Source organism: Paenibacillus sp. R14(2021) (genome assembly GCF_019431355.1).
Taxonomy (GTDB): Bacteria; Bacillota; Bacilli; order Paenibacillales; family Paenibacillaceae; genus Paenibacillus_Z.
Genome location: NZ_CP080269.1, coordinates 4,095,001 through 4,114,927, shown reverse-complemented (window position 1 = coordinate 4,114,927; position 19,927 = coordinate 4,095,001). Strand labels below are relative to the sequence as shown.

Annotated in this window: 13 protein-coding genes, 1 tRNA gene and 2 rRNA genes (1 of these 16 cut by a window edge); 2 read left to right on the top strand and 14 right to left on the bottom strand. The window is 46.2% G+C overall.

Features of this window, described 5'->3' with window-relative positions; genetic code table 11:
* Positions 1-69: 69 nt before the first annotated feature.
* The 3 genes from KXU80_RS19130 to KXU80_RS19120 form a co-directional block, all read right to left on the bottom strand.
* Complete coding sequence (locus KXU80_RS19130) at positions 70-3,099, bottom strand: hypothetical protein (protein WP_219834783.1); 3,030 nt, start codon at positions 3,097-3,099, stop codon at positions 70-72.
* Positions 3,100-3,177: 78 nt separating this feature from the next.
* The gene (locus KXU80_RS28490; protein ID WP_374987795.1) at positions 3,178-3,321 is read right to left on the bottom strand and encodes a helix-turn-helix domain-containing protein; all 144 of its coding nucleotides are present in this window, start codon (positions 3,319-3,321) and stop codon (positions 3,178-3,180) included.
* Between the two features lie 215 nt (positions 3,322-3,536).
* The gene (locus KXU80_RS19120; RefSeq protein WP_219834781.1) at positions 3,537-4,634 is read right to left on the bottom strand and encodes a hypothetical protein; all 1,098 of its coding nucleotides are present in this window, start codon (positions 4,632-4,634) and stop codon (positions 3,537-3,539) included.
* An 807-nt stretch (positions 4,635-5,441) separates the two neighbouring features.
* On the opposite strand from KXU80_RS19120, the gene KXU80_RS19115 reads away from it, so the two are divergent.
* Positions 5,442-6,074: a hypothetical protein gene (locus tag KXU80_RS19115; protein WP_219834780.1), complete on the top strand. Its 633-nt coding sequence runs from the start codon at positions 5,442-5,444 to the stop codon at positions 6,072-6,074.
* A gap of 397 nt (positions 6,075-6,471) precedes the next feature.
* Positions 6,472-7,083 (top strand): DnaA N-terminal domain-containing protein, encoded by a 612-nt coding sequence (locus KXU80_RS19110; protein WP_219834779.1) that lies wholly within the window; start codon positions 6,472-6,474, stop codon positions 7,081-7,083.
* A gap of 143 nt (positions 7,084-7,226) precedes the next feature.
* Here KXU80_RS19110 and KXU80_RS19105 read toward each other — a convergent pair whose 3' ends face one another.
* The 11 genes from KXU80_RS19105 to KXU80_RS19055 all read right to left on the bottom strand — a co-directional run.
* On the bottom strand, positions 7,227-7,907 hold the full coding sequence (locus tag KXU80_RS19105) for a hypothetical protein (protein ID WP_219834778.1): 681 nt from the start codon (positions 7,905-7,907) through the stop codon (positions 7,227-7,229).
* Between the two features lie 670 nt (positions 7,908-8,577).
* A complete protein-coding gene (locus tag KXU80_RS19100; RefSeq protein ID WP_219834777.1) occupies positions 8,578-9,639 on the bottom strand; it encodes a tyrosine-type recombinase/integrase in 1,062 nt (353 codons plus the stop codon).
* A 136-nt stretch (positions 9,640-9,775) separates the two neighbouring features.
* Positions 9,776-9,864: transfer RNA gene (locus KXU80_RS19095), tRNA-Ser, on the bottom strand.
* A 107-nt stretch (positions 9,865-9,971) separates the two neighbouring features.
* Entirely contained in the window at positions 9,972-11,252 is a 1,281-nt protein-coding gene (gene serS, locus KXU80_RS19090; RefSeq protein WP_219834776.1) for a serine--tRNA ligase, read from the bottom strand.
* Between the two features lie 155 nt (positions 11,253-11,407).
* Positions 11,408-11,992 carry a pyridoxal 5'-phosphate synthase glutaminase subunit PdxT gene (gene pdxT, locus KXU80_RS19085; RefSeq protein WP_219834775.1) on the bottom strand — a complete coding sequence of 195 codons (585 nt, stop codon included), beginning with the start codon at positions 11,990-11,992 and terminating at the stop codon, positions 11,408-11,410.
* A 22-nt stretch (positions 11,993-12,014) separates the two neighbouring features.
* Positions 12,015-12,899, bottom strand: coding sequence for a pyridoxal 5'-phosphate synthase lyase subunit PdxS (pdxS, locus tag KXU80_RS19080; protein ID WP_219839118.1), 885 nt, complete (start codon positions 12,897-12,899; stop codon positions 12,015-12,017).
* Positions 12,900-13,098: 199 nt separating this feature from the next.
* Entirely contained in the window at positions 13,099-14,388 is a 1,290-nt protein-coding gene (locus KXU80_RS19075; protein WP_258171060.1) for a D-alanyl-D-alanine carboxypeptidase family protein, read from the bottom strand.
* A gap of 159 nt (positions 14,389-14,547) precedes the next feature.
* Entirely contained in the window at positions 14,548-16,005 is a 1,458-nt protein-coding gene (gene guaB / locus KXU80_RS19070; protein WP_219834774.1) for an IMP dehydrogenase, read from the bottom strand.
* 145 nt (positions 16,006-16,150) lie between these two features.
* Positions 16,151-17,230: a putative glycoside hydrolase gene (locus KXU80_RS19065; protein ID WP_219834773.1), complete on the bottom strand. Its 1,080-nt coding sequence runs from the start codon at positions 17,228-17,230 to the stop codon at positions 16,151-16,153.
* A 388-nt stretch (positions 17,231-17,618) separates the two neighbouring features.
* Positions 17,619-17,735: ribosomal RNA gene (gene rrf, locus KXU80_RS19060) — 5S ribosomal RNA — on the bottom strand.
* A gap of 123 nt (positions 17,736-17,858) precedes the next feature.
* Positions 17,859-19,927: ribosomal RNA gene (locus KXU80_RS19055) — 23S ribosomal RNA — on the bottom strand (it continues 859 nt past the right edge of the window).

Below are 19,927 nucleotides of genomic sequence, written 5' to 3'. Positions count from 1 at the left end.
TAATTTATACCCCGATACGAAAGACCCTTACATTAGTATAATCACTGTCAATATAAGATAATCTATCACCTAGTTAATGTCGATTCTCGAAGCCGACAACTTGATTCCAGTTGGAGTTATCTCCAAATAGCTACTTCCGACTTCAAGGCGAATCATTGTACTGGAATTGAGTCGAACTGCATTTCCGATGGATTCAATGAGAATACCTTCAGTTCCATATCCTGTACGTTGCATCCAGATTCGTTTCAGACCGCCACCAGTGAGGTAGTTCAACTTAAAGGCATCTCCATCTTTGACGATGTAACCTACCTCACTTGCACCAACACCACTACCGACACCCATCTTGATCGTAGGAATCCCATTGAGGTCGCCCGCAGGAGAATCCAAGTAGATTGCCATCTTCTCTTGGTCTTCAATGGCACCATTACCAGACATGAGTTTAACTGACTGATCTCTAATCCATACATAATCTTGCGGATTATCATCTTGCAAAGTTCGTACCTCATGGACTGTCAGACGAGAGATGTATGAACCATCTGGCAATTCAAGAGGGTCTATATCATCGTTTGAGATATATAACTTTCTCGCTCTCAACGTTCCATCTGTGTGAATCCAGAAACGCTGTTCGTCGTTAACGTTAATAGCAATACCTTCGTTCGCGTTCAAGCGAATAACCTCTCCATGACGACCATTGATCGTGATGCCTGTGAGGGCATTGAGAATGATCGCTTCTCCAAGATCACCATCAAGAATATGGAGACGCTTCGTACTCATATCCTCTGCGAAAAGGTTTCCGTTAATGTCAGCATAGAATACTTTGTACCACGCAGGAGATTCCGCTGTGCCATCATTGCGCTCGATCTTGATGCCGAACGTGGCATTGAGCGTTGTCTTGTTCATGAAGTTTCCTCTCGTAACAACGATGCCATTGAGTCCATCAATGACAGTGTTGTTATAGTTGCGCCCCAATTGAAGAGAACTCTTTTCGAGGAAGTCAGCAAGTGTGCTACGCCCTACCTCATACGCCTTATAGAAGTCCTCCCACACTTGATGGAAGATTATCCTTGTCGAATTAAGATCATTGATAATGTCTGTCTTCGCATTCATATCAGCGAACACAGGAATCATGTAGGCGTTAAGCGTGTTGTACTTTTCATCTAAATCTGTTCCTGCCGCAACCAAAGCTGTCTTCGCAGTATCCAGACCATAATAGCTAGAATCTCTATCCCTGTACACAGTCGTTGCATACTTTGTAATTTCAGCTTTCAGTTCTGTATACTGCTTCGTGATATTATTGAATTGTGTAGCCAATGCGATCTTCTCTGGCGACATGATTACATTATCAAGCACGATAGAATCAAGAACAGTGAAGTCTAAAGACAACGATTCTGCATCCAGCAGCACTTTCCCCGTACTCGTCTCGATTCGCAAGCGTTTTGCCACCAAATCCTCTGCGATCAGTGTACCATCGTCATATACAGAACTCCCGATGGATGCGTAAACCTTATTCATCCATTTATTGTTCTCCCACTTCTGCAACGTCAATCCATTGGTAGCATTCAAAACAGACCTGTACTTACCATCGTTTCTCAGAGCGATGAAGCCGTACTCGCCAATGACGACATTGTTGTAGAACTGCCCCATATTTAGTCCAGAATAAAACTGCGCGTCCTCGATCTTGTTTCGCAAATCCTTCTCAGCATCGTAGTAGTTCTTAAACTTCAAGATGAACTCTGCTCGATCTGAAATTTTGCTAGTCGATTCAGTCAATGGGTCGTCAATGTCGATTGATAATGGAAGTGTGCTGTTGACCTTCAAGTATTGACTCATATAAGTGATTAGCGCAAAGTAAGCGTTAGTCAAAGGTTGGGTCGAGTACAGGTCTTTATTGCCAGAAGTCTTCGCGAAGAATTGAGCATCAACGTCAAAGATCGCATCTCGGTCAGATTGCATATACTTATCTGCCTGTTCGAGCATCCTCTTGTACTGTGCTTCGATCTTGTACAGTTCAGTGATGATCTGCATCTTCTCTAGCGTGGTCAACTTGTTATCCATGACGATACTCTCTAAGCCACCGATGTTCAGATAGTTGTTTTCCGCATCCAAAATCGAATCACCAACATTGTTAACGATTTTAATGTTTTGCGCCACAATATCATAGCCATACAGAGTTCCATCGCTCTGGTCAGCCCACAGAATCTTCTCCCATCCATTCGGATGATTTGTGGTGTCTGTGCTTGCGCGTTCGATAGCAAAGCCTGTCTTGTCGTCCATGCGAACTCTGGTAACAACGTTGAACGACCACAAGCCGAACGTGTCGGGATTTTCATCGACCAGTCCCATCTTCATTACAAGCGTTCCATCACGATCAAAGATTTCACCTTTCGAACCTTGGAACTTTAGTACGCCACTCTCGTCTTCGATTGCAAGACTAGCACCCATCATTACTTTTCCGTAGATACGCTCACCGACGATGAGCTGCTTATTATGATTCGTAAATATAGCAGGACTAACTCTTTTGAGTGATTGCTTCTCTTTGATCTGATGATTAAGGAAAACTTGGATTCCGTTTTCACTTACTCGATAAACAGATAACTGTCCACCTATACCTTCATAAGAAACAGTGTCGAACACTTCTTTGAATATGTTCGAGACTGATATACCCTTATAAAGCAATTCACAAGCTTTATCGTAAGATTCCTTAGTTTTAATTCCTGCTGCTATAACATTTACTCCACCCACAGGAATATCGGTATAAATTACCAGTTCAAAATTGTTATACGGAGACAATTGCGTGACTACTGATTTGTTCCCTTTGTACTCACAGACTACAATATCGACTGTTTCGTCATGATGACATGCAAGCAGGATATTCCTAAGAACGTTAGCACTCCTGACTTCTTCCTTTAAGAACAACTCAATCAAGTTATAACAGAAGACTAAGTCTCCAGAACAGAAGAGAACCAGTTCATCAATGTGATATAACTTTGTTGCCTTTGTATCTACACGATATATTTGGTTTCCAACTGAGATTGATGTTGCCGTATCTGAGCCAATAAAAATATCCGTATTTGTCTGTATTATTGTTGCGTTGCTCATAATTAACACTCCCTTGGCTTTGAATGGAAAGAGCCTACAAGATGTGACTCTTGTAGGCTAATTAGATGTGCGTGATTGTTACTCCCGATGACTCAGGATAATATCTCGATACAAGGATTCCTTATCCTTACGCAAATTAACAACATCATTCTCATACATCGACAACATAGGAACAGATACTCCTAACTGATGGGCAATCTGCCTTAACTTCAACTTCTTCATTTTTCGTAGAACCTGATAACTTTGCCTTAAACTCAACTGTAACTCCATTTTTGATTCCCCCTTTTACCTCTTATTCCTACAAGTCATTGTGACTTAATTAGTTAACCTGTTTTGGCAAAGGCGGCGTTGAAAGCGGAGTGTCGACTCTTTGGGCAAGACAAAGGAATCTTATATTTTTGCTACTTTCTCAGCGACCAAATGGATTGCTCATAGAATCAATCAAAAGGTAAATCGTCTAGCTCAGACATATCATTATCATCAATAGAAATTTTCGACTTTGCAGGTCTTATAATCTCGCCTGTGTTGGTGTCCACGATATTGCCACCAACCTCACGTTCGTTCGCCCACCCAATCTCATGCTCATATCTCTCTTTGGAGACTTTCAATTGCTTTGGTATCACTCGCATCTGAATCAAGTTCTGCGCGAACTGGTTATATTTAAGAACACCATAGGTGTTAGCCTTACATGTTTTGTCCTTGGGCTTATTCAAGCAATATGGCTTGTGGTCATTCGTAATCATATTGTATCGTTCTAAGTTGTTGATCTGACTCTTAATCTCATCAATTGATAGACCTGTCATTGTAGCCATATTTTCAATGGAACAGTCAAAAGCATTGTTGAACTTGTCGGTCTTATATTTCAGAAAGGAGTATAGATAGAACCCTTCAACACCCAACTCTGGATGTGTGATGCAATAGATGAATGTTTCCATGTCCACCATATGTGTATTTCCGTATTCATAGATTGTACCATTCGGATATTGGATTTTTGGATTCGCTTCATCGTCTGCTGTCCTCCAAATACCCTTAATTGGCATCGCTACTTTCCAACCTTTGCGATTGATCTTATACGATGTTGGCGTACTAGACTTGCTCTCCATTTCAAATGCAAGGTCAATATGATCTTCATCTTCCCAATAATGAGCCACTGGTTTATCTGTGACCTTACGGATATAACCAATCTGTTCCATAAAACCGACTCTATTTTTGGTGAGATAAGTATACGCTTCCGCTTTCGCATCGAAGCCCAACAACTGCTTAATGATCGCTTCATTTATTGGTATATTCCCTTTCGCATCATCCCACCAATAGTAATTCGCATATCTCCACATATAGTGAGCCAAGAAGGTATAGCCAAACGCATAAGCAATATGTGATGATCTTACATTCGCTTCTTTTTTCAAGTCTGAAAATGCTTTGCTAAAATCCGCATAAATCTCATTCGGCATAAATACATAATTTTGCTTATCGCTAACATTCATCAATTTCTTCATTTCTGCCGCAGTGAAGTGTGCCTTTCTTTTTCTCGCCATTTCTCCATCTCTCCTGTCTATTTTCCCATATGATTAAATATCCACTCACGAAAAATCACCTATCAAATCTATTGATTTGTGCCTGTAACTCTGTACTTCTAGGGAACAACCAGAACTTATTTCCGCTCTTTTCATGTAGGGCAGAGCAAATATAGCTAAATCCATTTCGCTTCAAAAACCCCATCAATCTTGCGTTATAACAGAAGAAAAAATCTCGCTCAGCTTTCATTCCAAATCACCTCAATCGGAAGTTTTACACAAAAAAAGACCAACTCATTTTGAGCCAGTCAATGTTTTGCTCTTATAATGGATAAAGTCATCGTGATTCGTACTCATTCTATATCTATGGCAACACACCGAAATATCACGCGATCAATTTCATAAAATCCGTTCTACTCCACTCTCATATAATAATAATTAATATACTGCCTAATATTATCATTATAGGAAAGGTCGTTATACTCATTGTTAAATGAGAGGGATATAGAACGGATTTTAGGCTTTTTAACGTCAATCAACCATGTGTCCAATGTATGCTTGCGACAATACGAATGTTCATCTTATCTATCAATTGACTCTCGGTTTTATTGAGTCGATCCTGCTCCTCGTTTGTTGATAAGCTTATTACAGAATTTTTGACGCGGCAGTCTATGCTATACGAAAACGTTGGTATGTTTGGCTTACTTAGAGAGAATGAACTCTCTCTAAGTAAGCCTTATTTGTATTGGCACAGTACTTTCTTTGGTAATATTTTACATTTATCGCTTCATCGTATATTATTAATTACACATACGAGGAGGTTCATATATGTTGTCATATTCGGGTCGAAAAACATTACTCAGTCAGGTACCCAATCGTTTGCGGAAAGCCGATCGCGATAGTGTATTTTGTCATTTCAGAGGTAAGTGTATTTTATCTGGTGAGGAAAAACACTTAACTTATGACCATTTTGTTCCTCTATTTTGGGGAACTGTAGTATTCAAATACGGCATAGGGGGTCATACATATGCCAACATGATACTCCTTTCACAACGGCTAAACTATTCAAAGAAGTCTCAGAATCCATTTGAATGGTATAAGCGTGAAGGTGACCGATTCAAAATTCCAGCGAAAGAGTGGAAGTGGCTTGTTAAACATGTGGCGGCAAAACATCAAATGACCCCCGATGAATATGAACGTCGGGTCTATGCTTGTCATGTGGAAGTTAAGGCAATTCAATGGATGGATGATGTGAACAAAAAGGTAAGATGGTACTTGAAGTCAGGGAAATACACCAGCAATCCACGTTCATTCATTGATTCTGCCCTATATCAAAATTTCAATATTGCTGTTGTTATCGAAGTCCATGGAAGTGATGACACTAAGAAACTGTTCAACAGCGAAGCCTTCAAACAGATGATTAATGAATGTAAAGCACAACGTCAATTTTCCATAGAGTGAGAACGAAGCAAGGCATATCTGGTTCGGAAATGACTTCCTATTCTGTAGTCTTATGAGCCAATGAACCCTCATCTTATTCAGTATCATTGAGGAGGTAGCAATCTGTTCAAACAATGGAGAATGATGATTCTGTGTGCAAACATTGCAGTAATCATAGGTGTAATTTTCTCATGGGTGCTTGAAGGTGTACGACCAATTTCAATGGTCATCACAGCTTTCAACATTGCTAACATACTTACTTTCTACAAAGAAGAGTTAAAGGAACTAATTGAAAAGATCAAAGGCAATGATGATGATGATTTTCATGGTGGGAGCTTCGGATGAATCTAGGTTATTGAGCAATTGAATAACACCAAGATACTATAGAGGACTTGAAAGCAAAAAGGAGCGGGATTCGATGACGGAAAACAGCGAAGAGAGAAAGAAGCGCGTTCTTGAAAATTTCGAGAAACATCTCCCACAAATCTGGGAGAAGGCTCGACAAAACGAAGAACGACTCAAAACGGAATATCAACAGAACTTGCTCGCCAAACTCTTAGAAGAAATAAGAACCAAAATTTCACGACCATCCTTCGATGCTTGGTTTAGTAAACTAAGCATTGAAGAATTGGACGATAATAGTATCACCCTTGGAACAAATTTAACTATCGTTATGGAATGGCTTGAAACTAGGTATAAATCGTTAATTGAAAAGAGCCTAGAGAATATTACAAATTCCAACTCTAACTTCAAAGTTTCTTTTATTCTAAGAGAATACAGCGGTAATAAGAACGTGGAATCGTTTGTTGTGAAAGAATGTACAGCTTGTGGTTGTCAGGATTTTTCACAAAAGCTTATTGAAGTCCCAGTTAACGTTGGCGGTATTCTGAGCATGAATGTCGATGGCTTGGTGTGTACAAATTGCGGTTTGGAATATTACGATGATTCACTCAAAAGAGTAGTAAGACTATTTCAACAACGGCAACATGAGCAACAACTTATTGAACTTACGGAGGATGAAGAAGGGTAAGTGAAAATGAGAGCGTACCATTCAGGTAAGGCTCTCCTGCTTCCCAATATTACTAGCCTGTATCTAAATTGAATCTCAGTTTTATTGAGACTTAATAAAGATACGAAAGCACCTCTAGTTGAGTAAACTAGAGGTGCTTTATCTCATTCTTGAATTGATGTTACAATACCATCTTCAAAGTATATATACTTGTCTCTATAATAGACCCACTGCTCATGTACTCCATACTTCGTTATTGTAGTGTTAACATCTTCTGGTTTACCCCAACGCGACTTCTCCACTTGATCTTTAGTCATTCCAATCTCAGGGTCATAGTATTTTTCATTGTATTCCTGTCTTCCCTTTGCAACTGCCTCACTGACTTTTGTATTTAGTAAATCTGCACTCAGATAAAGCAATGTTGTTGCAATTGACGAATTGGTTTCTTCTTTTTGTAATTCCGAGATTCGATCTATGATTTTGAGCCATTCATCGGCAGTAGTTGAACTATCAGTATATGCGGAGGCGCAATCAATTAACACTTTAAAAAATTTTTCGTTTTGTTTGTTAGCCGATATAACAAAATCTTTCTCCTTACTCTGCCAATCATTTTGAAAGTAACATAAAGCTTGTGTTTTAAGTTCATCCTCAGTTTTCTGCTCTAGAGTCTTCTCACCCAAACTACACGGATCATAATGTTCTTCAACTACGATTGAACTTTGAGTCTCAGGTATAACTTTGACTTGCGTTTCGTCTGCTGTCTTTGTTCCACAGGCTGTTAAAAGCAGTATCCAAGATAGACATATTAAGCAAAAAATACAGGTCTTTTGCTTTTTTCCGAACACACTTCATCAATCCTCCACGTAATTTCGTGATGAACGTCCATTATAGAAATAACTGGAATATAGGGAGATTATATCACCGATACTAGCTTTATGACCACTATTTAACAACTCGATCTCATGATTAAGTTCAAGAATTGAAGCGGGAGCCGCGAATACATGCTCCCTTTGTGCTTCTATTAGGTTGTTTGAGCAAACGATTTTATCCTATTGCATCTCGCTCCTGCTTCATCAGAAAAACTTGTAGCCCCCTGAATACGAGTCAAGGACAATTCCACCAAGACTTCCTTTTGAACGCTCTACATAGCGTTCAGCAAGGCTTCCACCGTCAGAAGATGATAGTCATCCCGTTAATAAGCAAATTCCGAATTGTTAACTCAATTAGATTTCAGGATGAGTTCGTCATCTCTACTCACTAGACGTTCGTAAGCGGCGATTGTATTAGCTGTATTGTACTGTTTGTTCTGCATGAACTTCGCCACTTTCTCCGCATACTGTCCAATAATCTCGTCTCTCATCATTCTCAGACGCTCAATTTCTGCTCTTATATCTTGCCTGCGTTAAGGAGTTGAGTCTTTGCTACTATTAAGCTTGCAATGCGTTCTAGCGATCTTTACAAGCCGCCTTTGGGCTACATTTCCACCGTCCATAGCCAACCACACAGTCCGCGCCGTCACCATCGCTCAATTCCTCCGCTCATGAACTTCTCGTATTGCTCACGAACATCGGTTACATCTTGATTAACGTAACGGTTTACCATCTCCATAGATGAATGTCCAAGCAATCTACGTAATGAGAACGGGTCGCCTGTCGCCTTTATATATCGAGTTGCGAACGTATGGCGGAATGTGTGCGGGCTAATTCTAACTCCTGTAATCTTCGCCCTCTTGCCTATAAAGCTTATGCACCTTGTCGCCCAATTCTTATCCAACGGTTGACCATACTCGTTGAGAAACAGGTTTGGGGCTTGTCCGTTCGTCTCATGCCAAGCAAGATAGATAACCAGTAACTCTTGGGTTCTTGCTCCGAAGTATACTGTCCGTGCCTTCCTCGTTTTAGCTGATTCAGCACGAATAGATGCTGAACGGTTCTGCAAATCGACTTCATTTGCAAGTATCCTCATACACTCGCCTATCCGAACACCAGTGTCTAATAAGAATGACATTAGTAGTGCATCACGCAGTCCAGTGAACGTTGTGAGTTCACAGCAATTGAATAGCTTCCGTTCCTGTGCTTTCGAAATCACTTGAAAATCATCTTCTGGCACTTTCAACAGTTCTACATTTTCAAACGGGGATTCTTTAATGATTCCCTCACTCATAGCCCAATTGAACATTGCCTTGACTGTTCTCAGTCTGATGTTGATTGTGGAGGGCTTCAACCTCTGAATCGTCAACATAGATGAAGTCCATGTACGAATGACATCCCGATTAGGTACAAAGTTATCAAGACCGCTGTACTCTAATGCTAGGAAACGGCGAAACCAGTTCATGTGCTTCCTGTAGTCCTCTAAGGTGCGTTCTGCCGCCCCTGCCGCTTGTCTTGCGGCGTAGTAGCGATTAAATAACTTATCCAGTGTCAGCGTCTCAGGATGCGGTTCCTTGGCTTCTTGAAGGGTGGAGCGGGGCGTTTCCAAGACCGAAGGAGTAAGGCGGTCTAACAACCGCTGTGGAATGTCCAAATGATTCTTTCTCTGCCCACGCTTATGCGGCGTTTTCCCTGTACTTGCGCTCATATTCAAGTCCTCCCGTTAGGTTTTTGTCTAACGGTCACGAAAACAAAAAAACGCACCCGACCGCTATTCAACGGTTAAGTGCGTTTCAGTCATAATCGCCGCAAAGCCTTGTGCGGCGCTGGGTTTTTAAATGATATGGCGGAGAGGGTGGGATTCGAACCCACGTGGACTTGCGCCCTAACGGTTTTCAAGACCGCCCCGTTATGACCGCTTCGGTACCTCTCCATCGTATAACCCTAACTTTACGAAAAGGTCACAAGATGTATTGTACCACAGGAGAAATTAAAATAGCAACTCCAAATTCCGCCGCAGTCCCACCGCCATTACGTCAATTATCGAGGTGCAATAACTTCAAGTCCGCCCATATACGGACGAAGCGCCTCCGGAATGATGACCGTTCCGTCCGCCTGCTGGTAGTTCTCCAGAATCGCAGCTACTGTACGCCCTACGGCTAGACCCGATCCGTTCAGCGTATGCACGAATTCCGGCTTGCTCTTTGCTTCAGGGCGGAAACGGATATTCGCCCGGCGTGCTTGGAAATCCTCGAAGTTCGAGCAGGACGAGATTTCGCGGTATGTACCGCCGCTTGGAATCCATACCTCCAAGTCGTAGGTCTTCGCCGATGTGAAGCCCATATCGCCCGTACAGAGTGTCAGCACGCGGTAAGGCAGTCCTAACAGCTGCAGCACCTTCTCCGCGTTCGCCGTGAGCTTCTCAAGCTCTGCATAGGAATCCTCGGGCTTAACTAGCTTCACCAGCTCAACCTTGTTGAACTGATGCTGACGAATCAGCCCGCGCGTGTCACGTCCAGCAGAACCTGCTTCAGAACGGAAGCATGCGCTGTATGCAACGAAATTCTTCGGCAGCTCTTCCGCTGACAAGATTTCTTCGCGGTGCACGTTTGTCACCGGTACTTCCGCCGTCGGAATGAGATAATATTCGGTGTCCGCGATCTTGAACAGATCTTCTTCGAACTTCGGCAGCTGGCCTGTACCAATAAGGCTGTCGCGGTTCACGATATACGGAGGCAGAAACTCCTCATACCCGTGTTGGTCGCTATGTAGATCCATCATGAAGTTGATCAACGCACGTTCCAGACGCGCGCCAAGTCCGCGGTAGAAGACGAAACGCGAGCCGGTTACTTTCGCCGCGCGCTCGAAATCAAGAATACCCAGATCTTGTGCAAGTTCAAAATGAGCCTTCGGCTCGAATGTAAACGCCGGCACTTCGCCGTGGCGGCGAATCTCTACGTTGTCGTCTTCCGAAGCGCCCACAGGCACGCTCTCGTTCGGCACGTTCGGAATAGACAGCATCAACTCGGCGATTTCGGCTTCCGCCGCTCGGATTTCCTCATCCAGCACCTTAATGCGGTCGCCGACCTCGCGCATTTCCACAATCAGCGCCTCTGCATCGCCGCCGCTTTTTTTCAACTTCGCGACTTCTTGCGATACCGTGTTGCGGCGGTTCTTGAGCTGCTCCGTTTCCTGCAGCATATCGCGCCAATTGCCGTCCAGCGCAGGGAAGCCTGCAATGAGATCAAGCGATTTACCACGGTTCATGAGTGCTTGTTCTACTTTAGCAAAATCATTCCGTAACAATTTTACATCCAACACGGTAAATAATCCCCTCTCTATGAATCAGGTCAATTAATACGAAATTTCCCTCTTAGTTGTTGCCAACATGACAGGTCATTCAAACCAAATGGCCTGCATTCCTGCATAAAATCGCCAATACGGCAAAAAGACTGCGCTTGCGCAGTCTTTCAACGTTATTCTTTCGCAGCAGCTGCTTCCTTCGCCATCTCCAGGAAATACGCATGGAGACGATAATCGTCCGTCAGCTCCGGATGAAAGGAGGATACCAGCAGATGACCCTGTCGTGCCGTTACGATTTCCCCGTTGTACGTGGACAGTACATCCACCTCAGGCGAAACCTCTTTAATGAGCGGCGCGCGTATGAATACCGCACGTACCGGCTCCGTAATACCCTTGATCGTCAGATCCGTCTCGAAGCTTTCGCGTTGACGCCCAAAAGCGTTGCGCGCAACCGTCATGTCCATCAGCTGCAAATGCACGTCTTCTTGGCCTTCGATACGTTCAGCAAGCACTATTAAGCCTGCGCAAGTCCCGAAAATCGGCTTGCCCTGCTCAGAGAAAAGCCGAACTGCATCAATAAACCCATATTTGCGCATCAGCTTGCCGATCGTCGTGCTTTCGCCGCCGGGAATAATGAGTCCGTCAAGCTCATGAAGCTCTTCCGTACGCTTCACGGCAACGCCTTCCCCGCCGGCAGCTTCGATACTACGTATATGTTCCGCAACGGCGCCCTGCAGCGCCAGTACGCCAATCTTCATCTGTTTACGCCTTCTTTCCGGCTTACCAGCCGCGATCCTGCATACGCTCGGAAGCGGACAGCTTCGAAATTTCAATGCCTTTCATTGGAGCGCCCAGGTTTTTCGACACTTCAGCAATCAGCTTGTAATCCGTGTAATGCGTGGTTGCTTCAACGATCGCGCGTGCGAATTTCTCTGGGCTGTCGGATTTGAAGATACCGGAGCCTACGAATACGCCGTCGGCGCCGAGGTGCATCATCAGCGCAGCATCGGATGGTGTTGCTATGCCGCCTGCTGCGAAATTAACGACAGGCAGTTTGCCTGTTTCATGCACGTCCAGAAGCAAGTCGTAAGGTACACCCAGGTTTTTGGCTTCCGCATACAGTTCGTCCTTCGACAGGTTCTGCACTTTGCGGATTTGGCCCGTAATCAGACGCATGTGGCGAACAGCTTCAACGATGTTGCCTGTTCCCGGCTCACCCTTCGTACGCATCATCGCTGCGCCTTCTTGAATACGACGAAGCGCTTCACCAAGATCCTTGGCGCCGCACACGAAAGGAACCGTGAATTCGCGCTTGTCGATGTGGAATACTTCGTCAGCCGGCGTGAGCACTTCGCTCTCGTCGATGTAATCCGCGCCCAGCGCTTCCAGTACACGCGCTTCTACATAGTGCCCGATACGCGCTTTCGCCATTACCGGGATCGAAACGACTTTCATAACTTCCTCGAGAATTGTCGGGTCAGCCATACGGGCAACGCCGCCTGCTGCACGAATATCGGAAGGTACGCGCTCAAGTGCCATAACTGCCGTTGCGCCAGCCGCTTCAGCGATTTTTGCTTGCTCGGCGTTCATAACGTCCATGATGACGCCGCCTTTTTGCATTTCAGCCATACCGCGTTTTACACGCGAAGTTCCTGTTTCCATGATGAGTCCTCCTAAAAGTTTTTAGCGATTAGCTCTTCGGCTGCTCCGTTGCAAGCAATGCTCGCATCAGAAGCAATAACTCCGTTTGCTTTTTCTGCCTAATTTCCGTCTCCGGACCAGCTCTAACCAATAATTCTACAGCATAGTAGAACAATCGACAACCATTAAATCACACTAAAATAGTCGCCTATCGCGATTTTGTTTAGAACAAATCCATAATGCCTTTAAACAAGCCCGAGATAAAGCCGCCGAGCGCGCGGAACATCAGACGCCACCAGCTCGCCTTTTCCACTTCTTCCGACGTAATCAGGTTAACCGTTTTTTGCAGCGATTGCCCGGTTTCTGCATCCTTGTACGTGTACGTTGCCGTACCGACGACAGTACCGCTCTTTATCGGAGCAACCAATTCGGCTTCCGACTTCAACTTAACGCCGGTCAGCGTCACGTTCGGCTTCGCTTCTTTCTTCACCATGAAGGTAACGTCCGATGCCGTCATAATCGGCACTTCCTTAGAAACACCCTTCTTTATTTTGACCGTCTTCGCCGTTTCTACAACTGACTTCGGTGCAATAATCGTCTTTTTCTCAAAATTATCAAAGCCGTAGTCGAACAGCTTCGCCGTCTGCACGAAACGCGCCGATTTCGAAGCGGTATCCATAACAACCGAGATCAAGCGCAGATCCCCACGTTTGGCTGTTCCCGTAAAGCAGTAGCCCGCTGCCCCAATATAGCCTGTTTTCATGCCATCCACGCCCGGATAAGCAAACTGCTTGAAGGTCGTTATGCTTTTGTTCGTTTCGAGCATCCAATTCAAATTAACCATCGGCGTTTTGTCACGCTCACGGAATTTGTAGCTTGGCGTAGAGGAGAACTCCAGGAATTCAGGATGCTTCTTCAACAGGATGCTTGCGAACTTCGCCAAATCGTTAGCCGAGATAACTGTCGTATCGGCAAGCCCCGTTGCGCTTGTAAAATGCGCTGTCTTCAGACCGAGCGCCTTCGCCGTTTCATTCATTTTCTTCACGAAGCCTTGCTCCGTGCCGCCGATTCGATCGGCAAGAGCAATCGTAGCATCATTGGCGGACTGCACGGCCATCGCCATATACAAGTCCTTCACCGTGTGCTGATCGCCTTCGGCCAAGTAGATTTGAGAGCCGTCAGGAGGAATAGATGCTGCTTCTTTCGTTGCCGTTACCATGTCCGTCATACTCAGGCGTCCGCCCGATATTTCTTCAAGCACCAAATATTCAGTCATCAGCTTCGTCATGCTAGCAGGCGGATGCGGCGTATCTGCATCAACGGAGTAGAGCACCTGTCCTGTATCCGCATCTATGAGAATGGCTGAACGAACTTCAAGCCCCAGCGGGTTCGGCGTCACATCCACTTTCGCAGCATATGCGGCGTGGGATCCGAGATTAGTTGTAAGCATCATGGCAATGACAGTCGCGCAAATGGTCGGTACAAACAGTACCCGTCCCTTCTTCCGTTTCAACGTATTCTCTCCTCATCTATCATAAATTTCACTCTAGTATTGTAACATAAAGAGAGCCGTTTCCATAAAAAGATAGACAGGGAAACGGTGATTTCCACCATCTACCTGCCCTACTCGTCCTCCTAAAGATTCTTCTGCTAGCTGCTTCCGACGAAGATGTTACAGAGAGTAGTTGGGTGCTTCTTTGGTAATCTGAACATCATGCGGATGGCTTTCGCGCAAGCCTGCATTTGTAATTCGAACGAACTGCGTATCGTTTTTCAAAGCATCGATATTAGAAGCGCCGCAATAGCCCATACCGGAGCGAAGTCCGCCGATTAATTGGTGGACCGTATCCGAAAGCGGCCCCTTATACGCAACGCGGCCCTCTATGCCCTCCGGAACAAGCTTGCTCTCATTCTCTTGGAAGTAACGGTCTTTACTTCCTTCTTTCATGGCACCGATGGAGCCCATGCCGCGGTATACCTTAAAGCGGCGGCCTTGATAAATTTCCGAGTCGCCAGGACTTTCTTCCGTGCCAGCAAACAAGCTGCCGATCATAATTGCACTAGCGCCGGAAGCGATTGCCTTCGTGACATCGCCGGAATACTTGATACCGCCGTCCGCAATAATCGGTATGTTATATTCACGGGCAACCGATGCACAGTCATAAATAGCCGTAATTTGCGGAACCCCGATACCTGCGATGATACGCGTCGTACAGATCGAGCCTGGGCCCATACCGACTTTAATGACGGATGCCCCTGCTTCAATGAGTTCGCGCGTACCTTCGCCTGTCGCGACATTACCAGCCACGATGGTCAGATCCGCATATTTATCGCGAAGCAACCGCACCATCTCGATCACGTTCTTCTGATGTCCGTGAGCCGTATCAACGACAAGCACATCAACGCCTGCATTTACGAGCGCTTCCGCGCGTTCCGGCGTGTCTTTCGCAATACCGACGGCAGCTCCGCACAATAGGCGTCCTTGGCTGTCTTTGGCCGCGTTCGGGAACTGGATTGCTTTCTCAATATCTTTAATCGTAATTAGACCCTTAAGCGTATTCGTTTCATCGACTAACGGCAGCTTTTCGATTTTGTGCTTCTGAAGCACGACCTCGGCCTGGCGCAGCGTCGTTCCGACTGGAGCTGTAACCAAATTCTCTTTCGTCATCACTTCACTGATTTTAATAGAGTAGTCATGTATAAATCGAAGATCCCGGTTGGTAATAATCCCGACCAGCTTCTTGTCTTGATCAACGACCGGCACGCCGGAAATCCGGTATTTGCCCATTAATTCTTCAGCATCGTACACATGATGATCCGCAGTCAACGAGAAAGGGTTCGTAATAACGCCGCTTTCCGAGCGTTTAACCCGATCCACCTCTTCCGCTTGCTGCGAGATGGACATGTTTTTATGAATGATGCCGATACCGCCTTCACGCGCCATGGCAATTGCCAGCTTGGCTTCTGTTACCGTATCCATGCCCGCGCTCATGAGCGGAATATTCAGCTTAACGTTAGGGCTGAGCGAGACAGACACATCCACTTCCCTTGGCAATACGTCCGACTTGCGCGGCACGAGCAGTACGTCATCGAAGGTTAGGCCTTCTTTGGCGAATTTATTTTCCCACACAGACATGTTCCTCCTCATGCTTTTTGCTTATCTGTTTGAAGCTCCAAAAACCCGCACAATTGAACGGTCCTGCGTATATTATTGCAATATTAGCAGAGGGGTAATTGGCTGTCAAGATTGAGCCAGGAGGGGCTCTTTAACCATTTTATGAACGATATTCATATTTGCAATTCGAACTCCAAAGCATAAATTCCTGAACCCCTGCATCCTTTGCAGCCTGAATCTGCTTCCTTATCTGCTCATAGCCGTAATGCTGATGAGGGTGCACCCATCCAGCCGTGAAGCTTTGCAGCCAAGGTCGAATTCCAGCAACTGCGGTCCTGCTGTTCTCCTTCATCACATGATTCCTCCGATTCGCATCCGTCATCGCATGATGAATAATCGCATAGGGACTGAGGTCCGGATTCTTCACCCCGTACATGCCTGTCGAATAGTGGGAGGGATACGTCATCGGTGAAATCACATCCACCACGCTCGATACGGATCGCCATGACTGACCAATGCCCATATCATCCGCCGAGGACGTCACGAGGCCAAACACGTCAGCGGATACTCGTGCTCCATTCTCGTGAATCCCCTTCCGAGCATCCCGGAGGAACGTCGAAATAATCTCCGACTTCGATCTTCCTTGCCGGCTGCTGAATGTAACTTCACGGTCGACCTTCTCCCCATTATCGGGAAAGCGCACATAATCAAACTGTACCTCATCGAATCCGACTGCGGCCGCTTCCTCCCCAATCGCTCTATTATAAGACCTCACCTGTTGTTGAAAAGGATCCAGCCAAGCCTTGCCCTGCCCGTCTCTCCAAACGCCTCCACTCTGATTCTGCAGCGCCATTGCAGGGTGATGCTTGGCATAGAGGGGATCCTTGAAAGTCACGATTCTGCCGATCACGTAGATGTTCTTTGCCTTCAACTTTTGGATTAGAGCACCAATATTCGAAATCGCGTAGTTTCTGTCTGCTCCTATCGCTTTTACAGCTGGGATGGATGACCGATAGGTGATTTGGCCATAGTCATTCTTCACATCGATGACCATGGCGTTCAAATCGGTGGTGTCCAATAAGCGGATCAGCCGCTCTAACCGACTTTTGCTGCCCGCCACCCAACCGGATACGTAGATACCTCTTACAGGCAGCTTGGACGTCTTCCAGGTACGGGAAGTCAGAATGCGCCTCTCCGCACGAAAATCCATCGGATTTTCGGTGTTTCCGGCTCTATGCATAATTGCCTGATCGCTTGATAAATGAAATTTCGTCACTGGCGACGTTACTTTCTTTACATTATTTAGGTTTTTTAGAGATTTGGTTTCAAAACTAATGGGAGCTCTCGTTGTCTCCGGCACAGAAGGCAAATTAACCGCATCTCCATCGCTCTCAGCATTACATCCTGTGCTTAAAGAGATACTTATCATAAGGATCAGCATCATTTTGGAGCGGATTAGCTTTCTCGTCATCTTTCCCATGTTAAGCACTCCCATCACACACTGTTAACCGTAGTATGTTCTACCCGGTGTTTACAGTTGTAATGGAAATCAAACCAACAATGGGTGAAAAATACAATAGAAGAAAACAACAAAAAACCGATCGCAGAAACTGCGATCGGTTGTTCGTGCTTGGCAACGTCCTACTCTCCCAGGACCCTGCGGTCCAAGTACCATCGGCGCTGGAGGGCTTAACGGTCGTGTTCGGGATGGGTACGCGTGGTTCCCCTCCGCCATCGCCACCAAACGATGTACATACAGAGCTGTCTTTCACCCTGAAAACTGGATACGAACCTTTGCGAAGGTCATTACTTAGCTGAGCGAAGATGTTAACGTTGGTTTCCGAAGTGAACCCTTTAACAGGGTTCAATAGGATAAGCCCTCGACCGATTAGTATTCGTCAGCTGCATGCATTGCTGCACTTCCACCTCGAACCTATCAACCTGGTCGTCTACCAGGGGTCTTACGAATTGGGAAATCTCATCTTGAGGGGGGCTTCACGCTTAGATGCTTTCAGCGCTTATCCCGTCCGCACTTGGCTACCCAGCGGTGCTCCTGGCGGAACAACTGGTACACCAGCGGTGCGTCCATCCCGGTCCTCTCGTACTAAGGACAGCTCCTCTCAAATTTCCTACGCCCACGACAGATAGGGACCGAACTGTCTCACGACGTTCTGAACCCAGCTCGCGTACCGCTTTAATGGGCGAACAGCCCAACCCTTGGGACCTACTTCAGCCCCAGGATGCGATGAGCCGACATCGAGGTGCCAAACCTCCCCGTCGATGTGGACTCTTGGGGGAGATAAGCCTGTTATCCCCAGGGTAGCTTTTATCCGTTGAGCGATGGCCCTTCCATTCGGTACCACCGGATCACTAAGCCCGACTTTCGTCCCTGCTCGACTTGTAGGTCTCGCAGTCAAGCTCCCTTATGCCTTTGCACGCTGCGAATGATTTCCAACCATTCTGAGGGAACCTTTGGGCGCCTCCGTTACATTTTAGGAGGCGACCGCCCCAGTCAAACTGCCCACCTGACACGGTCCCTGTACCGGATTACGGTACCAGGTTAGAACTCCGATACGATCAGGGTGGTATCCCAACGTTGCCTCCACCGAAGCTGGCGCTCCGGCTTCTTAGGCTCCCACCTATCCTGTACAGATCGTACCAAAGTCCAATATCAAGCTGCAGTAAAGCTCCATGGGGTCTTTCCGTCTTGTCGCGGGTAACCTGCATCTTCACAGGTATTAAAATTTCACCGGATCTCTCGTTGAGACAGCGCCCAAGTCGTTACGCCATTCGTGCGGGTCAGAATTTACCTGACAAGGAATTTCGCTACCTTAGGACCGTTATAGTTACGGCCGCCGTTTACTGGGGCTTCGGTTCATAGCTTCGCCTTGCGGCTAACCACTCCCCTTAACCTTCCAGCACCGGGCAGGCGTCAGCCCGTATACTTCGCCTTACGGCTTCGCACAGACCTGTGTTTTTGCTAAACAGTCGCTTGGGCCTTTTCACTGCGGCCCCCTCGGGCTATTCACCCTACCGAGGCACCCCTTCTCCCGAAGTTACGGGGTCATTTTGCCGAGTTCCTTAACGAGAGTTCTTCCGAGCGCCTTAGCATACTCTGCTCGACTACCTGTGTCGGTTTGCGGTACGGGCACCTTCACCTGGCTAGAGGCTTTTCTTGGCAGCCTGAACTCATGACCTTCGCTACTGCAATTTTCGCTCCCCATCACAGCCCAGCCTTATCGATGTGCGGATTTGCCTACACATCAGCCTCACTGCTTGGACGGGCATCCATCAGCCCGCGTCACTATCCTTCTGCGTCACCCCATTGCTCGTAACGGCTTACGGTGGTACAGGAATATCAACCTGTTGTCCTTCGACTACGCCTTTCGGCCTCGCCTTAGGTCCCGACTTACCCTGAGCGGACGAGCCTTCCTCAGGAAACCTTAGTCTTACGGCGGACAAGATTCTCACTTGTCTTTTCGTTACTCATACCGGCATTCTCACTTGAATGCGCTCCACCAGTCCTTACGGTCTGACTTCAACGTACATTCAACGCTCCCCTACCCCTGCAACATAAGTTGCAAGCCATAGCTTCGGTGGTGTGTTTAGCCCCGTTACATTTTCGGCGCAGAGTCACTCGACCAGTGAGCTATTACGCACTCTTTAAATGGTGGCTGCTTCTAAGCCAACATCCTGGTTGTCTTTGCAACTCCACATCCTTTCCCACTTAACACACACTTGGGGACCTTAGCTGATGGTCTGGGCTGTTTCCCTCTTGACAATGGATCTTAGCACTCACTGTCTGACTCCCGGATATAAGTACATGGCATTCGGAGTTTGACTGGACTTGGTAACCCTTGGCGGGCCCCGCACCCAATCAGTGCTCTACCTCCACGACTCTAAATTCCGAGGCTAGCCCTAAAGCTATTTCGGGGAG